The organism is Streptomyces sp. NPDC005811 (assembly GCF_040630405.1).
Lineage (GTDB): Bacteria > Actinomycetota > Actinomycetes > Streptomycetales > Streptomycetaceae > Streptomyces.
This window is the reverse complement of sequence record NZ_JBEXXK010000002.1, coordinates 149,800-167,441: the sequence shown is the minus strand read 5'-3', so window position 1 is coordinate 167,441 and position 17,642 is coordinate 149,800. Positions and strand designations below refer to the sequence as shown.

Below are 17,642 nucleotides of genomic sequence, written 5' to 3'. Positions count from 1 at the left end.
CGGAGTCCGCCAGGGGCCGCAGCGGTGTCTCCCGCAGGCCGGCCTCGACGCAGCGGGCCGTCTCGGCCGCGAACTCGTGGATCGCCGCGCACGGCGCACCGGCAGCGGGGTGCCGTGACTCCCGCTGCCGATCGCCGACTTGAGGTCGGCGTAGTCGGGGTCGAAGCGGCGCATGAAGCCCGGCGAGATCAGCCCGCCGCCGGCCCGCCGCTCCTCCCGGACGACCCGGACGCACGTGACGACATGAGCGGCGCCCATGACGCGCGCGCCGGTCACCCCGATGCGCAGGTCCTCATGCCAGGTCCACCCACGTGCCCGTCGCGGCGGACCGGGTCATCGCCTCCAGCGCGGCGGCGCTGCGCACCGCGTCCGTGAGCGTCGTGCCGTACGGAGTGCCCTCGGCGATCGAGCGCAGGAAGCGGTACGCCTCCACGACCTTCAGATCGTCGTAGCCCATGCCGTTGGCGGCGCCTGGCTGGAACGCGCCGAACTCGCCCGCGCCGGGGCCCACGTACACCGTGCTCACCGGCTGGTCCTGGTACGTCGTACCGCGGCTGACGCCCAGCTCGTTCATCCGCCGGAAGTCCCAGAACACCGCGCCCTTGGTGCCGTGCACCTCGAAGCCGTAGTTGTTCTGCTCGCCGACCGAGACCCGGCAGGCCTCCAGGACGCCCCGGGCGCCGGAGGCGAAGCGCAGCAGACAGTTGACGTAGTCCTCGTTCTCCACCGGTCCCAGCTCACCGCCGGTGGCGCGGCTGTGTCCGGCCGTAGCGCCGGTCGGACGGGCCCGCTCGGGGACGAAGACCGCGGTGTCGGCGGTGAGGGAGGCGATCTCGCCGAGGAGGAAGCGGGCCAGGTCGACCCCGTGCGAGGCGAGGTCGCCCAGGACCCCGCTGCCGCCGCGCGCCCGCTCGTAGCGCCAGGTCAGGGCGCCCTCGGGATGGGCGGCGTAGTCGCTGAAGAGCCGGACGCGGACATGGGTGACCGTGCCGATCTCCCCGGAGGCGATCAGCTCGCGGGCGGCCTCCACGGCGGGCGCGTTGCGGTAGTTGAAGCCGACGGCGCCCTGCACCCCCGCCTCCGCGACCGCGTCGGCGACCGCCCCGGCGTCCTCGGCGGTCAGGCCCACCGGCTTCTCGATCCAGATGTGCTTGCCGGCCCGGGCCATCGCGACGCCGATCTCCCGGTGCAGGAAGTTCGGCGCGGTGATGCTGACGGCCTGCACGCGCGGGTCCGCGGCCACCTCGCGCCAGTCCCGGGACGTCGCGGCGAAGCCGAACTGCGCCGCGGCCTCCTCGGCCCGGCCCGGCACGTCCTCCGCGACCCGGATCAGCTCCGGGCGCAGGCCCAGCCGCGGATAGTGGTGCGCGATCCGGGTGTACGCCTGGGTGTGCACCCGTCCCATCCAGCCGAACCCCACGACGGCGACACCGAGCGTGCTTGCCATGACACCCCTTCGTTTTGGACCGTTCCACAACGCGACGTGCCTCACCCTGAGTCCCGAACCCACAGGTGTCAACCCTGCGGCCACCCTTTGACAAGCCGGTCACCCTGTGGAACGGTCCAGGCCATGAGACCTCCGACGATCCGTGACGTGGCCGAACGCGCCGGTGTGTCGAAGTCCCTGGTCTCCCTCGTTCTGCGCGGCTCCGAACAGGTCCGCCCCGAGAAGCGGCAGGCCGTGCTGACCGCCGTCGAGGAACTCGGCTACCGGCCCAACGCCGCCGCGCGCAGTCTGAGCGAGCGCCGCACCCGCTCGGTCGGCGTCCTGCTGAACGACATGCGCAACCCCTGGTTCGTGGAACTGCTGGACGGTCTGAACTCCCGCCTCCACGACAACGGGCTGCGCATGCTGCTCGCCGACGGCCACCTCAGCCGCCGCCTCGGCGAGGACCTCACCCGCACCTTCACCGAACTGCGGGTCGACGGACTCATCGCCGTCGGTACCCTGCCCCCCTCCGAGGCGCTGCGCTCCGCCGCCACCCACATCCCCACCGTGGTGGCGGGCGCCCGCGAGCCGGATCTGCCCCGCGTCGACGTCGTCGCCAACGACGACGAGCACGGCGCGCGGCTGGCCACCGAGCACCTCATCGCCCTCGGCCACCGCCGTATCGCCCACATCGCGGGACAGGGCGTCGTCGGCACCCTGCGCCGGCGCAGCTTCGAGACGGTCATGGACGAGCACGGGCTCGCCGCCGACGCGACGGTCGAGCAGGGCGACCTGACCGAGGAGGGCGGCTACCGGGCCATGGTCCGGCTGCTCAGCGCCCCCGAGCGGCCGACCGCCGTCTTCGCCTTCAACGACATCGCCTGCGTGGGCGCCCTGTCGGCGGCCGAGGAGTCGGGCCTCCAGGTTCCCCGGGACCTCTCCCTCGTCGGCTACGACAACACCTCCCTCGCCCGGCTGCGCCACCTCTGGCTCACCACGGTGGACAACGCGAGCCACGACGTCGGCCGGGTCGCCGCCCAGCACCTCCTCGACCGCATCGAGAACCCGGCCCGCCCGAAGCGGACCGTCCTGTCGCCGCCGGCCCTGGAGGTACGGGGGACGACCGCGCCCCCCGCGCAGAGCGGACAGTGACGCGCACCACACGGCCGCTCCGGGAACCCGGCCCCCGGCCGCTCCGACTACTGCATCGGTGCGGCGCGACCCGGTGACGCCGTGCGAGCCGACCTGGAGCGACGGTTGATGGACCAGTCCTGGAAGTCCCCCCTGCCCGTTGTCTGCGGCTTCGCGCTGCTGCTCGCGCTGGTGTTCACGGTGTCGTACGCCACCGGTTCCGCACTGAGGCCCGACGCGCCCGCGACGCCCGTGCCGACCGCGTCCTCGGAGACGGGAGACATGGGCAGCACGGACGGGATGGACGGCATGGAAGGGATGGAAGGGACGGACGGCATGGGCCACTGATGGTCCACAGTTCCAACTCCCCTTCCCTGCAAGGAAATTGACGCGAAGAAGTCGGGAACTCGACGGTGTCCGCGACCGACTACTGGTTCGTGACACCAGAGACAGAGACCGTCTTCGAGGCGATCCGCGCCGAGTTCGGCGCCGCATCGCTCGCGCGGGTCGAACGCATGCTGGAGCCGGGCGGCGGGAAGGACCGGCACCCGGCGCAGAAGGCGGCCAAGTGGATCCTGCCGGGACTCTCGCCCACGCCCTGGCACGACCCGTACGCCCACGCCGAACTCGCGCCGGTCGTCCACGCGTTGGAGGCGGGCCATCAGGCGATCAAGCGGGAGCTGGACGCCGCCTGGGCGGGGCACCGTGCGGCGTTCTCGGACTACGCGCACTATCTGACCCGGCAGGAGGACTGGCAGGCCCTCCACCTCTTCCGCGACGGCGCGCTCGTCGAGGAGTCCGCGGCGCTCGCCCCCACCGCCCACCGGGTGGTCAGGGAGACCGCCGTGGAGACGGAGAAGATCTGCCCGCTCCTCGAATGCCACTTCTCCACCCTGCTGCCGGGCGCGGTCATCGCCCCGCACTGCGACCTGTGGAACTTCAGCATCAACCTGCATCTCGCCGTGGACATCCCGGACGGCTGCCGCCTCACGGTGGCGGGGGAGACCCGATCCTGGGAGGAGGGGAGGTGCCTGCTCTTCGACTACTCCTTCGAGCACGAGGCACGCAACGAGGGCACCCGCCCGAGGACCTGTCTGCTCCTCGACCTCTGGCACCCCGAGACGACGGTCCCGGAGCGGCGCGCGCTGACCGCGCTGTTCACGGAGATCCGCCGTCTGCTGGGGGAGAGCTGACGGCGGGGGCGACGGACCATGGCTCTGCTCGTGCTGGCGCTGGCCCAGCTCGTCATCTCGCTCGACTACAACATCGTCTACGTGGCCCTGCCCGACATCGGCGCCGGGCTGGGGTTCGACGACCACGACCTCCAGTGGGTGGTCAGCGCCTACGTCGTGGCCGGCGGCGGCTTCCTGCTGCTGGGCGGACGGGCCGCGGACCTGCTGGGCCGCCGCCGGATGTTCGTCCTCGCGACCCTGCTCTACGCGGGCTCGTCCCTGGTCGGCGGCCTGGCCGGGACCCCCGGTGTGCTGGTCGCGGTGCGGGCGGTCCAGGGCGTCGGCGGAGCCCTGCTGTTCCCGGCGACGCTGTCCCTGATCAACACCCTGTACGAGGAGGGACCGGCCCGGAACCGGGCCCTCGCGGTGTGGGGCGCGGCCGGGGCCGGCGGGCTCTGCCTGGGGTCCCTGCTGGGCGGGGTCCTGCTGGAGGTGTCCGGCTGGCCGTCCGTGTTCTTCGTCAACGTGCCCGTGGCGGGCGCCCTCGCCGTGGCCGGCCGGTGCCTCTTCCCCGCCGACGGGCCGCGCGACCGCGCACGCCGCTTCGACCTGGCGGGCGCCCCGACCGCGACGGGCGGGGTCACCCTGCTGGTGTTCCTGCTGGTGCGGGCCCCGGCCCAGGGCTGGGGCACCCCGGCCGTCCTGACGAGCGCCGCGCTGTCCGCCGGACTGCTGGCCCTCTTCGTCGTCGTGGAGCGGCGCTCCCGCGACCCGCTCGTACCGGTGCGGCTGTTCGCCCGGCGCGGTCTGGTCGTGGCGATGGGGGTGACGGCCCTGTTCAACGCGACGTTCAGTTCGGTGCCGTACTTCCTCACGCTGTACTTCCGGACCGTCCACGGCTACAGCGCGGTCGCCACCGGCCTGGCGTTCCTCGTGCCGGCCGTGCTGGTCGCCGCCGGCACGCGGGCCGGTGAACGCGCCGTCGCCGTCGTGGGCGTGCACCGGATGCTGGTGGGCGGCCTGCTGCTGGGCGCCGCCGGAGCGGCAGCCCTGGCTCTGGCGCTCACCCCCGACGGCTCGTACGCCGGACTCCTGCCGGGGATCGTGCTGCTGAGCCTCGGGCAGGGCGCTGCCTGGACGGGGATGTGGATCACCGCGTCCGCCGGGGTGGCCCCGGGGGACCAGGGCATCGCCTCCGGCCTGGCCTCGACCACCCTTCAGGTGGGCGGCGCGGTCGGCCTCGCCGTCCTGGTCGCCCTCGCCGGGGGCGTCGGGCAGAACGCCTCCGGTCCCGCACTGCTCGACGGCATCCGTACGGCCGTCCTCGCCACGGCGGCCGGTATCGGCTGCGGCGCACTGGCGCTGCTCGCCCGCCGCGGCACCACGCGTCCGTAACCCCATCCCTCCTCACCACCTCTCACCTCCACCTGCCCTCATGTCCGGCCCGCCCGGCCGTCCTCCGTCATGCCCTGGAGCCCTCATGTTCCCCACCTCCGCCGGCCCTTCCGCGCCCGTGGCCGCCGTGCTGTGCGGGCTCGGCGGGCGGCTGCCCGCCCGTGCGGTGACCAACGCGCACCTCGCCCGGCGGCTCGACACCGACGACACCTGGATCCGCACCCGGACCGGGATCCGCCGGCGGTACGTCGTCGAGCCCGGGCAGGCGACCTCCGACCTGGCCGTCGAGGCCGGCCGCCGGGCGCTGGCCTCGGCCGGCGCGGACCGGGTCGACGCCGTGCTGGTGGCCACGACGACCCCGGACCGCCCATGCCCCGCCACCGCGCCCGCGGTCGCCGCCCGGCTCGGCCAGTCCGGAGCGGCCGCGTTCGACGTGGGCGCGGTGTGCACCGGCTTCGTCTACGGGCTCGCCTCCGCCGCCGGACTGATCGCGGCCGGGGTCGCCGAACGGGTGCTGCTCATCGGCGCGGACACCTACTCCACGATCGTGGACCCGCTGGACCGGGCCAACGCGATCATCTTCGGCGACGGCGCCGGAGCCGTCGTCCTGCGCGCGGGACGGCCCGACGAGCCCGGCGCGGTCGGCCACTTCGACCTCGGCAGCGACGGCACCCACGAGGACCTGATCACGGTCGCCGCCGGCGGCTCACGGCAGCGCTCCCGGCCCGGTGAACCCGGCCGCGAGGAGCGGCACTTCGCCATGCGGGGCCGGGAGGTCTACCGGCACGCGGTGACCCGTATGGCCGCGTCGGCGCGGGCCACGCTGTCCGGGGCCGGCTGGACGGCCGACGACGTGGACCACTTCGTACCGCACCAGGCCAATCTGCGGATCCTGCACTCGGTGGCGGACGCGCTCGCCCTGCCCCGCGAGCGGTGCGTCACGCACGTCGAGTCCGTCGGCAACACGGGCGCCGCGTCCATCCCGCTGGCCCTCGCCGACGCGGCCCGCGCCGGGACGCTCCGGCCCGGCCACCGCCTGCTGCTCACCGCCTTCGGAGGCGGCCTCACCTGGGGCTCCTGCCTCCTGACCTGGCCCGAACTCCCCCGACCGGAACGGATCACACCATGACCGACACCTATGCGCGACTCGTCGCCCTCCTCACCGCGCTGCACGACGTCGCGCCCGCCCTCGTCCGGCCCGAGGCGACGCTCGGCGAGCTGGACGTCGACTCGCTGACCACGGTCGAGATCGGCATCCGCGTCGAACGCGACCTCGGGGTGGACGTCGGCGACGACGAACTCCGGCCCGACCTCACCCTCGGCGGGCTCGCCGCCCTCGTCGACTCCCGCCGAGCCACCACCGTCTGACCCCACGGAAGGAAACCCACAGATGCAGATCAAGGACCGGCCCGGCGGCGTGATCGGCGCGACCGTCGAGGACTTCGACCACCGCACGGCCTCGGACGCCGACCTCGCCGCCCTGAAGCACACCGTCTACACGAAGAAGATCGCCGTCCTGAGGAACCAGGACCTCACCCCCCGGGATTTCCTCGCGCTCGGCCGGCGGCTGGGCCGTCCGGAGACGTACTACGAGCCGATGTACCGGCACCCGGAGGTCCCGGAGATATTCGTCTCCTCCAACGTCCCCGAGAACGGACGGCAGATCGGCGTTCCGAAGACCGGGAAATTCTGGCACGCCGACTACCAGTTCATGCCGGACCCCTTCGGTATCACCCTCATCCACCCCCAGGTCGTTCCGACGAGGAACCGCGGTACCTATTTCATCGACATGGGAAAGGCCTACCGGGAACTGCCCGACGACCTGAAGAAGGAGATCTCCGGAACGCGGTGCCGGCATTCCGTGCGCAAGTACTTCAAGATCCGGCCGCACGACGTCTACCGGCCCCTGTCCGAGATCCTCGACGAGGTCGAGCGCAAGACGCCGGCCGTCGTCCAGCCGACCGTCTTCACCCACCCCATGACCGGGGAGCCGGTCCTCTACGTCAGTGAGGGCTTCACCGTCGGCATCGAGGACGAGGACGGCGCACCGCTCGACGAGGAGCTGCTCAAGCGGCTGTTCGAGGCCACCGGCCAGCTGGACGAGACCTTCGCGCACCCCGGCATCCACCTCCAGAGCTTCGAGCAGGGTGATCTGCTGGTCTGGGACAACCGCAGTCTCGTCCACCGCGCCCGGCACACCACCACCCCCGAGCCGACCGTCTCCCACCGCGTCACCGTGCACGACGAGCGCAGGCTGCACGACGGGATGGGGGCGGCATGACCGACGAGGCCCTGCTCGCCCGGGTGCTGGCGCCCTACAAGGCCCACTGCCGCTATCTGCGGTCCGCGGACGTGACCGTGCGGGACGACGGACCGAGCGCCGTCCACGGCGATTTCGCGATATCCGAGTCCTGCTACATCGACGACACCGGCCATCTGAATTCCGTCGAGGTGAACATCTGCTACAACCAGATGATGTATTACCTCGTCGCCAGGTCCGTGCGGGACGGGCTGGTTCCGGGTTTCGCCGGCTGGACACTGGACGACTTCTTCAAGCACCAGCTGCCGGACATTCTCATCGCGCGTTTCTCGTCCGCCTTCCGGCGGCCCGTCGATCCGCGGTCCTTCTCGGGCGAGATGGAACTGCTTTCCGTCACCCGGCGCAGCCCCGGCGGCGGCCCGCCCTTCCTGCACGCCGAGACCGCCTTCCGCTACCGGGACGCCGGTGACGGCCGCTGCGACGGCGAGGCGACCCTCGCCTTCGTCAACCTCCTCTGACCGGCGAAGGGACCCTCATGCGGACACTCTCCCGGACCACCGGACGGCACGCCCGGCTCCGGCCCGCCACCCCCGCGATCCACTGCGAGGACCGCACCCTGACCTACGGACAACTGCACGAGGGGAGCAACCGCGTCGCCCAGGCGATCCGCGCCGCCGGACTCGTCCCCGGCGACCGGGTGGCCTACCTCGGCAAGGAGTCCGAGCACTACTACGAGATCCTCTTCGGCTGCGCCAAGAGCGGCACGGTCCTAGTCCCCGTCAACTGGCGGCTCACCGCACCCGAGGTGAGCCACATCCTCCAGGACTCCGGCACCCGGCTGCTGTTCCTGGAGGAGGAGTTCTCAGCCGCCGTGGAGACGGCACCCGAAACGGTCGTACTCCTGGGTGAGTTCGAGCGGTGGCGCGGGCGGCATCCCGCCGAGGAACCGGAGGACGAGGCCACCCCGGACACCCCCGTCGCCCAGCTCTACACCAGCGGCACCACCGGGCTGCCCAAGGGCGTGGTCCTCGCCCACCGCAGCTTCTTCGCGATCCGTGACGCCCTGGCGGACGCGGGCCTGGACTGGATCGACTGGCGGGACGGCGACATCGCGCTGATCGGCATCCCCGGCTTCCACATCGGCGGGCTGTGGTGGGCCACGCAGAACCTCGACGCCGGGACGACGGTCGTCGCGATGCGCGCCTTCGACGCCCGCCGGGCCGTGGACCTCATCCGCGACCTCGGCGTCACCACCGCCTGTGTGGTGCCCGCCATGCTCCGCATGATGCTCACCGAACCCGGTGTGCGCACCGCGGACTTCACCACCCTGCGCAAGACCGTCTACGGCGGCTCCCCGATCTCCGAGGCCCTGCTGGAGGAGAGCCTCGCCGTCCTGGACTGCGAGTTCGCCCAGATCTACGGCCTCACCGAGACCGGCAACACCGCCGTCTGCCTGCCCCCGGCCGCGCATGTCCCGGGCGGGCCGCTGATGCAGGCGGCGGGACGGCCGTACCCGGGCGTGCGCGTCAAGGTGATCGACGGCGAGGGACGCGAGCTCCCGCCGGGCGCGGTGGGGGAGGTCTGTCTGCACACCCCGGCCAGGATGCTCGGGTACTGGGGACTGCCGGACCGCACCGCCGAGACCCTCGTCGACGGCTGGATCCACACCGGGGACGCCGGCCACCTCGACGAGGACGGTCATGTCGTCATCCGCGACCGCATCAAGGACGCCGTCCTCGTCGCCGGGGAGAACGTCTACCCGGCCGAGATCGAGAACGCCCTGGAGGGCCATCCCGGGGTCGTCGAGGCCGTCGTCGTCGGCGCACCCGACGAGCGCTGGGGCGAGTACGTGCACGCCTTCGTCGTACCCGACCCCGAACATCCGCCCACACCAAGGGAGTTGCACACCTACCTGGTCCCGAGGCTGGCGGGCTTCAAGCTGCCCGCGCGCTACGAGTTCATCGACCGCGTACCCCGCAACCCCAGCGGGAAGATCCTGCGCCGCGCCCTGCGCGACCGCTTCTGGGACGACTCCGCCCGCAAGGTCAACTGACCGGCCCACCCGGAGAGAGAACACGGAGAGAGAACGACATGCCTGCTCCCCTCACCCTGGACGGCTTCCGCGCCGATCTCGCGGAGTACCTGTACCAGAGCCCCGACGACGTCGACCTCGACCAGAACCCCCTCGACGCCGGGCTGGACTCCCTGCGCATCACCACCCTCATGGAGCGCTGGCGCGCGACCGGCGTGGAGATCACCTTCGTCGAACTCGCCGAGCGCACCTCCTTCGCCCAGTGGTGGCAGCTGCTCACGGCACGGCGAGGGGACACCCCATGACCGTGCGCCGCCCGCTGCCGGCCGCCCAGGAGGCCGTCTGGACCGGCCAGCGGCTCGACCCCGACAGCCCCGCCTACAACACCGCCGAGTACCTCCACCTGTACGGCCCGGTGGACACCGCCGCCTTCGACGCGGCCCTGCACCACGTCGTCGCCGAGACCGAGGCCCTGAACGTCGTCTACGGCACGGACGCCCGGGGCCGCCCCTGGGAGAGCCCCGCCCCGGCCGACGGCTGGCGGCTCCACGCGGCCGACCTCACCACCGCACCCCACCCCCACGCGGCGGCCCTGGCCCGGATGCGGCAGGACCTCGCCCGCCCCGTCGACCTCGCCCGCGGCCCGCTCTTCGGCCACGCCCTGCTGCGGATCGCGCGCGAGGAGTACCTCTGGTACCACCGCGTCCACCACATCGCCCTCGACGGCTACGGCCTGTCCCTGGTCGCCCGCCGCGTCGCCGAGGTCTACACGGCCCTGGCGACGGGCGCGCCGGTGGGGGACAGCGGCTTCGGCACCCTGGCCTCGGTCCGCGAGGAGGAACGCGCCTACCGGGAGTCGGCGGCCTTCGCCCGCGACCGCGCCTACTGGACCGGCCGGTTCGCCGACCGGCCCCCCGTCGCGACCCCCGCCGGCCGTACGGCCCTGCCCGCACCCACCTTCCACCGGCGCACCGCCGACCTCGGCGCGGAGCGGACGGAGGCCCTGCGCGCGGCAGCCCGGGAACTGGAGGTCACCTGGTCCGAGATCCTGCTCGCGGTGACCGCCGCCCGGCTGCACCGCGCCACCGGCGCACCGGAGATCGTCCTCAGCCTCCCGGCGATGGGCCGCCTCGGCTCGGTCTCCCTGCGCGTCCCCTGCATGGTCCGCAACATCCTGCCCCTGCGCGTCCCCGTCATGGACCGGGACAGCCCGCGCGACCTCGCCGGCCGGATCTCCCGCGAACTCCGCGCCGCCCTGCCGCACCAGCGCTACCGCTACGAACGGCTGCGGCGCGACCTCCGGCTCGTCGGCGGACAGCGCCGGCTGTCCGGCCCCGGCGTCAACATCATGCCCTTCGCCTACGACCTGCGGTTCGCCGGGCACCGCAGCACCGTGCACAACGTGTCCGCCGGGCCCGTCGACGACCTCTCCGTCAACGTCTACGACCGGTCCGAGGGCGCGGGCCTGCGCCTCGCCGTGGACGCCCATCCCGGCCTCTACACCGAGGCCGACGTCACCGCGTTCCGCGACGGGCTGCTCGACCTGCTGGACCGGGCCGTCGCCGACCCCGACGGGGCACTCACCGACCGACCGCCCACCCCTCGTGCCGTCGCCGCGCCGGTGCCCGTCCTGGACGGCGGTCCGCTGCCCGGCCCGGCGCGCCCGGTCCTCGACCTGATCGCCGAGCGGGCCCGGCGCGAGGGCGGAGCGGTCGCCGTCGAGCACGGGGGCCGCGAGGTGACGTACGCGGAACTCCTGCGCGAGGCGGCGGACGTGGCGCGCCGGCTGGCCGATCGGGGCGTGGGCGCCGGGGACCTGGTGGCCGTCGTCCTGCCGCGTGGCATCGACGCGATCACCGCGCTCCTCGGCGTCCTGCTCTCCGGGGCCGCGTACTGCCCCCTCGACCCGACGGCACCCCCGGCCCGCCTGGCGGACCTCCTGGCGCGGGCCCGGCCCCGGCTCGTCCTGACCGACACGGGTCTCTCCCCGTCGGAGCCCGGCACCGCCGGACCCGCCGCGGACGGCCTCGCCTACGTCCTGCACACCTCGGGCTCCACCGGCCGCCCCAAGGGCGTGGAGATCGGCCACCGCGCGCTCGCCCGGTTCGTCGCCGGGGCGACACCCCGCTACGGCCTCCGGTCCGCCGACCGCGTCCTGCAGTTCGCCCCGCTGCACTTCGACACCAGCGTCGAGGAAATCTTCCTCACGCTGTGCGCGGGCGCCACCCTGGTCGTCCGCACCGACGACATGACCGACTCGGTCCCCGGCTTCCTGGCGGCCTGCGCCCGGCTGCGGATCAGCTTCCTCGACCTGCCCACGGCCTACTGGCACGAACTCGCCTACGCCGTCTCGGCCGGCGCGGCCGCGTTCCCCGCCGGGGTGCACACCGTCGTCATCGGCGGCGAGCCCGCCCTGCCCGAGCGGGTCGACCGCTGGCGCGGGACGGTCGGCACGGCGGTCCGGCTGCTCAACACCTACGGCCCGACGGAGGCCACCGTGGTCGCCACGGTCGCCGACCTCCACGACCCCGCCCTCGCCCCCGGGGACGTCCCCATCGGACGGCCGCTGCCCGGTACCCGCGCGGCGGTGGTGGACGGCGAACTCCACCTCCTCGGCGACAATTTGGCCCGCGGCTACCGCGGCGACCACCCCGACGCCTCCCGCTTCGCACCGCTCACCGCGCTCCCGGGAGCGCCGCGCGCCTACCGCACCGGCGATCTGGCCCGCGTCGGCGACGACGGGCAACTGCGTCATCTGGGCCGCACGGACACCGAGTTCAAGATCAGCGGACATCGGGTGCACCCGGCCGAGGTCGAGTCCGCCCTCCTCGCCCTCCCGGGCATCCGGGACGCGGCCGTCGTGGGACAGGTGCTCCCGGACGGCACGCGGCGACTGGCCGCCCATGTGGTCCCGGACGGACCCGCCCCGGCCCCCGCCCTGCTCAGGGAGCGCCTGCGTGCGGCGCTGCCCGCGGCGACGGTCCCCTCGGCGATCACGTTCCTGGACGCCCTGCCCAGGACGGGCACGGGGAAGACCGACCGCAGGGCACTCACCGAAACGCGCACGGAGCCCACCGAGGCGTCCGGCGCGCTTGCCGACGCGTCAGGCGCGCCCGCCCGCACGTCCGGTCGACCCGCCGATCCGTCCGCCACGCCGGCCGACCGGTCCGGCATGCTCGCCGACCCGTCCGGGACGCCGGCCGACCGGTCCGGCATGCTCGCCGACCCGTCCGGGACGCCGGCTGACCGGTCCGGCATGCTCGCCGACCCGTCCGGGACGCCGGCCGACCGGTCCGGCATGCTCGCCGACCCGTCCGGTCCGCCCGCCGACCCGTCCGGTCCGCCCGCCGACCCGTCCGGCACGCTGGCCGATCCGTCCGGTCGGCCCGCCGATTCGTCCGGGGCGTCGGCCGACTTGTTCGGCGCGCCTGCCGATCCGTCCGGCGTGCTTGCCGAGGCGTCCGGTCCGCCGGCCGATTCGTCCGGGGCGTCGGCCGACTTGTTCGGCGCGCCTGCCGATCCGTCCGGCGTGCTTGCCGAGGCGTCCGGTCTGCCCGCACGCGCGTCCGGTCCGCCCGCCGACCCGTCCGGCACGCTGGCCGATCCGTCCGGTCGGCCCGCCGATCCGTCCGGGGCGCCGGCCGACTTGTTCGGCGCGCCCGCTGCCCCCGCCCGAACGCCCGCCGAGCCCGCCCGAACGCCCGCCGAGCCCTCCCGAACGCCCGCCGACCCCTCCCGAACGCCCGCCGACCCCTCCCGCACCCCGGCCGAGGTCCTCGCCGAGGTCGTCGCAGGTGTCTGGCGTGAGGTGCTCGGCGCAGCCGCCGTCTCCCCGGCGGACGACGTGTTCGACCTGGGTGCCCAGTCGCTCCAGGCCATCCAGGCCGCCAACCGGCTCGGCGCCGCCCTGGGCCGGGAGGTCAAGGTCGGCTGGCTGTTCCAGCACCCCACCCCGGCCGCACTCGCGGACCGCCTGGAACGCCGGCCACCGCCGTCCGCGGCCGGCGCCCTCCCGGCGGCCCTGCTCGCCGACACCGTCCTCGACCCGGACATCCGCCCCGGCCTCGGCCCCCGGGCGGCCGGCGCCCCCGACCGGATCCTGCTCACCGGCGCGACCGGTTTCGTCGGCGTCCACCTGCTGGCCGAACTCGTCGCGCGCACCGACGCGGAGATCGTCTGCACCGTGCGCGCGCCGGGCCCCGCCGAAGCCGGCGCCCGTCTCGACGAGGCCCTGCGCACCCACCGCATCCGCCTCCCCGAGCGGGCCCGGGTCACCGCCCTCCCGGCCGACCTGAGCCGCCCCCGACTCGGCCTGGACGACGAGCAGTTCGCCGGACTGGCCGAGACCTGCGGCGCGGTCCTCCACTGCGCGGCGGCGGTCAGTGTCCTGCGCGAGTACACCACCCTGCGCGCCGCCAACACCGGCTCGACCAGGGAACTGCTGCGGCTGACGGCCCCCCGCTCGGTCCCCCTGCACTTCGTGTCGACCCTCTCCGTCGCACCCCCGCTCGGCCTCGCGCCCGAAGTGCCGGAGGCGTTCCTCGCGCCCCACGCGGGACTGCGCCACGGCTACCAGCAGTCCAAGTGGGCGGCGGAGCGGCTGTTGGAACAGGCGGCCGAGCGCGGGCTGCCGGTCACCGTGCACCGGCTCGGCCGGGTCGTCGGACCGCGCACCACCGGATACGTCGACGAGCGCGACTTCCTGTGGAGCGTGCTGCGCGCCGGGATCCCCGCCGGGGTCGTCCCCGACCTCTTCGAGGAGGAGACCTGGACCCCGGTCGACCAGGTCGCCAGGGCCCTCGTCCACCTCGCCCTGCGGCACCGGGGAGCGCCGGCCGTCTACCACCACACCGCGGGCGCCCCGGTACGGCTGCGCGACCTCCACGACTGGCTGGGGGAGTACGGCTACGCCCTGCGGCGGGTGTCCCTCGCCGAGTGGCGCTCCCTGCTCCCGCCCGCGTCCGGCGTCGCGGCGACCACCCTCGCCTTCTTCGACTCGCTCGACGCCTCGGGCGGCGGCACCGACCTACGGCTGGGACGGATCCGCTGCGACCACGTCGTGGCCGGGCTGCGCGACAGCGGTATCGCGTTCCCGCCCGTAGACCGCGCGCTCGTCTTCCGCTACCTGGACCGTCTCGTGACGGCCGGACTGCTCCCCGAGCCGACCGGCCGCAATCCACAACTCTCGACATTCACAAGGTAGTTGGGAACCCCCGGGAACTCATCGGCCCCGGCTTCCGACTACTGGGACAGCACCCCGGCATCCCCCCCGGAACCTCCAGCACCCCGAACCAAGGAGCATCCGCATGTCCAAGAAACGGCCGGCCGCCGTCGCCCTGGCCGCCGCCCTCTGTCTGGTCACCACGGCCTGCGCCGGCTCCTCGACCGGCCCCGGCGGCGCCTCCGGCGACGAGGCGTCCGCCGTCGCCGCCAAGTCGGGCTACCCGGTGACCCTGAAGAACTGCGGGGTGTCGGAGAAGTTCACCGAGGCCCCCGACCGGGTCGTCGTCATGAACGGCGCCTCGGTCGCCGAGGTCTCCACCCTGCTCGCCCTCGGCCTCGGGGACCGGATCGTCGCCAACCAGCAGACCTACGGCATGTCCGAGGTGGCCGGCCGCGCCGCCGCGATCAAGGCCCTGCCCACCGGTGACGTGACACTCAACGACGCCTACGACATCCCGCGCGAGGCGATGATCGGGCTGCGCCCGGACCTGGTGCTGTCCACCACGTCGTACGGCTTCGACGAGAAGAACGGGTTCGCGACCCGGGAGCAGCTCGAGCAGGTCGGCGCCCACTCCTACGTCTCCCCGCAGGGCTGCGACCAGGACACCTCGAAGATGACCATCGCCGACAGCTATCAACTGCTGCGCGACATGGGCAGGATCTTCGGCGTCGGTGAGAAGGCGGAGAAACTGATCGCCGCCTCCGAGAAGAGCATCGCGGCCGTCTCGGCCAAGATGAAGGGCGAGAAGCGGCCCGAGGTCATGGTGCTGTTCTCCAACATGGCCATGGGCGGCAACGACTTCAGCTCGGTCGTCGCCAAGGGCATCTACAACGACATCCTCGCCGAGGCCGGCGGCAGCAACGTCTTCGCCTCCGCTTCCGAGACCTCCTTCGCCGACCTGAGCAAGGAGAAGGTGGCCGCCACGGACGTCGACGCGCTCGTCGTCATCGGCTACAACGACCCCGACCCGGCGGCGTACGCCGAGAAACTGCTGAAGGAGTTCCCCCAGTGGCCGGCCGCGAAGAACAAGACGTACGTGGCGCTGTCGGACTCGATGTACCTCGGCCCGAGCAACGACCTCGCCGTGACGAAGATCGCCGAGATGCTGCACCCGGACCGGTTCTGAGCCGGCTGCGGCTGCCCGTCGCGGTGGCCGGGCTGCTGGTGGTGCTGGCCGCCGTCATGGTGGTGGCGGTGAGCATCGGCGCGGTGACCGTCCCGGTGGCCGACGTCTGGCGGATCCTGCTGCACCACGTCACCGGCCGGGGCGCCACCGGGGACCCGGCCCTGGACCAGATCGTCTGGGCCTTCCGCGCCCCCCGGGTCGCCCTCGCGGCGCTCGTCGGCGCGGGCCTCGCGGTCACCGGGGCCGTCCTGCAGACCCTTGTCTCCAACCCGCTCGCCGACCCGGTCGTGCTCGGCTTCTCCTACGGCGCCTCGCTGGGCGCCGTGCTGGTCATCACCCTCGGCGGGGCCGCCCTCGGCGGACTCGGCGTCTCGGGCGCGGCGTTCGTCGGCGCCCTCGCGGCCGGGGCGCTGGTCTTCACCCTGGGACAGCGGGCCGGGCGCCTGGCCCCGACCCGGCTGGTGCTCGCCGGGGTCGCCGTCGGATACGTCCTGCTGTCCGTGACCAGCTTCGTCCAACTCCTCGCGACCCCCACCGAGTTGCGGACGGTGATGTTCTGGATGCTGGGCAGTGTCGCGGGCGCGCAGTGGAGCCGGCTGCCCACCGTCACGGTGGTCGTCCTCACCAGCACCGTGCTGCTGACCCTGTTCGGGCGACGGCTCAACGCCCTGCTCGCCGGCGACGAGTCCGCCACCGCGCTCGGCGTGGACGTCGACCGGCTGCGCACCGCCCTGCTGGTGATCAGCGCGCTGCTCACCGGCACCGTCATCGCCGTCGCGGGCGGCATCGGGTTCGTCGGCCTGATGATCCCCCACCTGGTCCGCCTCACGACCGGCGCCGACCACCGCAGACTCCTGCCGCTCACCGCCCTCCTCGGCGCGGTCTACCTGGTGGTCGTGGACCTGCTCTCCCGCACGGTCAACCGCCCCAACGAACTGCCGCTGGGCATCCTCACCGCGCTGCTCGGCGCCCCCTTCTTCCTGTGGCTGCTGCGCCGCGACAAAGGCATGGACTCCGCATGAGACTGACGGTCGATCACCTCCGCGTCACCCTGGACGGCAAGCCGATCCTGCGCGAGGTCACCCTGGAGGCGGAGAAGGGCGACGTCGTCGGACTCGTCGGCCCCAACGGCAGCGGCAAGTCCACCCTGCTGCGCACGGTCTACCGCTCGCTGCGCCCCGGGGGCGGGGTGGTCCGGGTGGGCGGCGACGACGTGTGGGAGCTGTCCGCGCGGACCGCCGCCCGCCGTACCGCGGCCGTCCTCCAGGACGCGGGGGCCACCACGGGGCTCAGCGTCACCGAGATCGTCGCCCTCGGCCGCACCCCCCACCACGGGCTGCTGGGCCGCGACGGGGCGGAGGACCGCGAGGCGGTGGCCGACGCGGTCGCCCGCTGCGGGGTCACCCCCTTCGCCCACCGCGCCCACGCCACCCTGTCCGGGGGCGAGCGCCAGCGCGTCCTGCTGGCCCGCGCCCTCGCCCAGCGCCCCCGCCTCCTCGTCCTGGACGAACTCACCAACCACCTCGACATCCGGGCCCGCTTCGAACTGCTGGACCTCATCCGCGGCACCGGCATCACCACCCTCGCCGTCCTGCACGACCTCGACCTGGCCGCCCGCCTCTGCGACCGGCTCGTCGTGCTGCACCGGGGCGAGGTGGTGGCCGCGGGCCCCGTCCTGGAGGTCCTGACCCCGGACGTCCTCCAGGACGTCTTCGGCGTCCGCGGCACCACGGAACGGCATCCCGACGGCGTCATCCGCATCACCTACGCGGCCCAGCCGCTCGCCGGGGACGGGAGGGAGGGGCAAACGGCGACTCGCCCCGGGTTGAACAATTCAAGTAGATGTTGACTTTCGGCTCGTTCAGCCAGAGGA

Annotated in this window: 15 protein-coding genes; 14 read left to right on the top strand and 1 reads right to left on the bottom strand. The window is 73.6% G+C overall.

The genetic code is table 11. The features are described from left to right. Positions 1–292: 292 nt before the first annotated feature. Entirely contained in the window at positions 293–1,447 is a 1,155-nt protein-coding gene (locus ABZ490_RS02805; RefSeq protein WP_358983265.1) for a Gfo/Idh/MocA family oxidoreductase, read from the bottom strand. Positions 1,448–1,570: 123 nt separating this feature from the next. Between ABZ490_RS02805 and ABZ490_RS02800 the strand changes: the two genes are divergently transcribed. From ABZ490_RS02800 to ABZ490_RS02735, 14 genes are all read left to right on the top strand, one after another. Continuing rightward, entirely contained in the window at positions 1,571–2,581 is a 1,011-nt protein-coding gene (locus ABZ490_RS02800) for a LacI family DNA-binding transcriptional regulator (RefSeq protein ID WP_358983263.1), read from the top strand. Positions 2,582–2,689: 108 nt separating this feature from the next. Next, on the top strand, positions 2,690–2,908 hold the full coding sequence (locus ABZ490_RS02795; RefSeq protein WP_358983261.1) for a hypothetical protein: 219 nt from the start codon (positions 2,690–2,692) through the stop codon (positions 2,906–2,908). Positions 2,909–2,997: 89 nt separating this feature from the next. Continuing rightward, positions 2,998–3,753 carry an aspartyl/asparaginyl beta-hydroxylase domain-containing protein gene (locus tag ABZ490_RS02790; RefSeq protein WP_358983602.1) on the top strand — a complete coding sequence of 252 codons (756 nt, stop codon included), beginning with the start codon at positions 2,998–3,000 and terminating at the stop codon, positions 3,751–3,753. A gap of 18 nt (positions 3,754–3,771) precedes the next feature. Beyond that, a complete protein-coding gene (locus tag ABZ490_RS02785; protein WP_358983259.1) occupies positions 3,772–5,127 on the top strand; it encodes an MFS transporter in 1,356 nt (451 codons plus the stop codon). 85 nt (positions 5,128–5,212) lie between these two features. Beyond that, positions 5,213–6,256: a beta-ketoacyl-ACP synthase III gene (locus ABZ490_RS02780; protein ID WP_358983256.1), complete on the top strand. Its 1,044-nt coding sequence runs from the start codon at positions 5,213–5,215 to the stop codon at positions 6,254–6,256. Then, the gene (locus tag ABZ490_RS02775) at positions 6,253–6,495 is read left to right on the top strand and encodes an acyl carrier protein (protein WP_358983254.1); all 243 of its coding nucleotides are present in this window, start codon (positions 6,253–6,255) and stop codon (positions 6,493–6,495) included. The genes ABZ490_RS02780 and ABZ490_RS02775 overlap by 4 nt, the downstream gene beginning before the upstream one ends. Before the next feature lie 22 nt (positions 6,496–6,517). Beyond that, complete coding sequence (locus ABZ490_RS02770) at positions 6,518–7,408, top strand: TauD/TfdA family dioxygenase (protein WP_358983252.1); 891 nt, start codon at positions 6,518–6,520, stop codon at positions 7,406–7,408. Continuing rightward, on the top strand, positions 7,405–7,905 hold the full coding sequence (locus ABZ490_RS02765; protein ID WP_358983250.1) for an FcoT family thioesterase: 501 nt from the start codon (positions 7,405–7,407) through the stop codon (positions 7,903–7,905). Before ABZ490_RS02770 ends, ABZ490_RS02765 begins: the two co-directional genes overlap by 4 nt. Before the next feature lie 17 nt (positions 7,906–7,922). Beyond that, on the top strand, positions 7,923–9,440 hold the full coding sequence (locus ABZ490_RS02760) for a long-chain-fatty-acid--CoA ligase (RefSeq protein ID WP_358983248.1): 1,518 nt from the start codon (positions 7,923–7,925) through the stop codon (positions 9,438–9,440). A 38-nt stretch (positions 9,441–9,478) separates the two neighbouring features. Further along, positions 9,479–9,724 (top strand): phosphopantetheine-binding protein, encoded by a 246-nt coding sequence (locus ABZ490_RS02755; RefSeq protein WP_358983246.1) that lies wholly within the window; start codon positions 9,479–9,481, stop codon positions 9,722–9,724. Further along, positions 9,721–14,622: an amino acid adenylation domain-containing protein gene (locus ABZ490_RS02750; protein WP_358983244.1), complete on the top strand. Its 4,902-nt coding sequence runs from the start codon at positions 9,721–9,723 to the stop codon at positions 14,620–14,622. The genes ABZ490_RS02755 and ABZ490_RS02750 overlap by 4 nt, the downstream gene beginning before the upstream one ends. A gap of 103 nt (positions 14,623–14,725) precedes the next feature. After that, positions 14,726–15,769, top strand: coding sequence for an ABC transporter substrate-binding protein (locus ABZ490_RS02745; RefSeq protein WP_358983242.1), 1,044 nt, complete (start codon positions 14,726–14,728; stop codon positions 15,767–15,769). Between the two features lie 56 nt (positions 15,770–15,825). After that, the gene (locus ABZ490_RS02740) at positions 15,826–16,791 is read left to right on the top strand and encodes an iron ABC transporter permease (protein WP_358983600.1); all 966 of its coding nucleotides are present in this window, start codon (positions 15,826–15,828) and stop codon (positions 16,789–16,791) included. Next, positions 16,788–17,618 (top strand): ABC transporter ATP-binding protein, encoded by an 831-nt coding sequence (locus tag ABZ490_RS02735; RefSeq protein ID WP_358983240.1) that lies wholly within the window; start codon positions 16,788–16,790, stop codon positions 17,616–17,618. The genes ABZ490_RS02740 and ABZ490_RS02735 overlap by 4 nt, the downstream gene beginning before the upstream one ends. Positions 17,619–17,642: the final 24 nt, after the last annotated feature.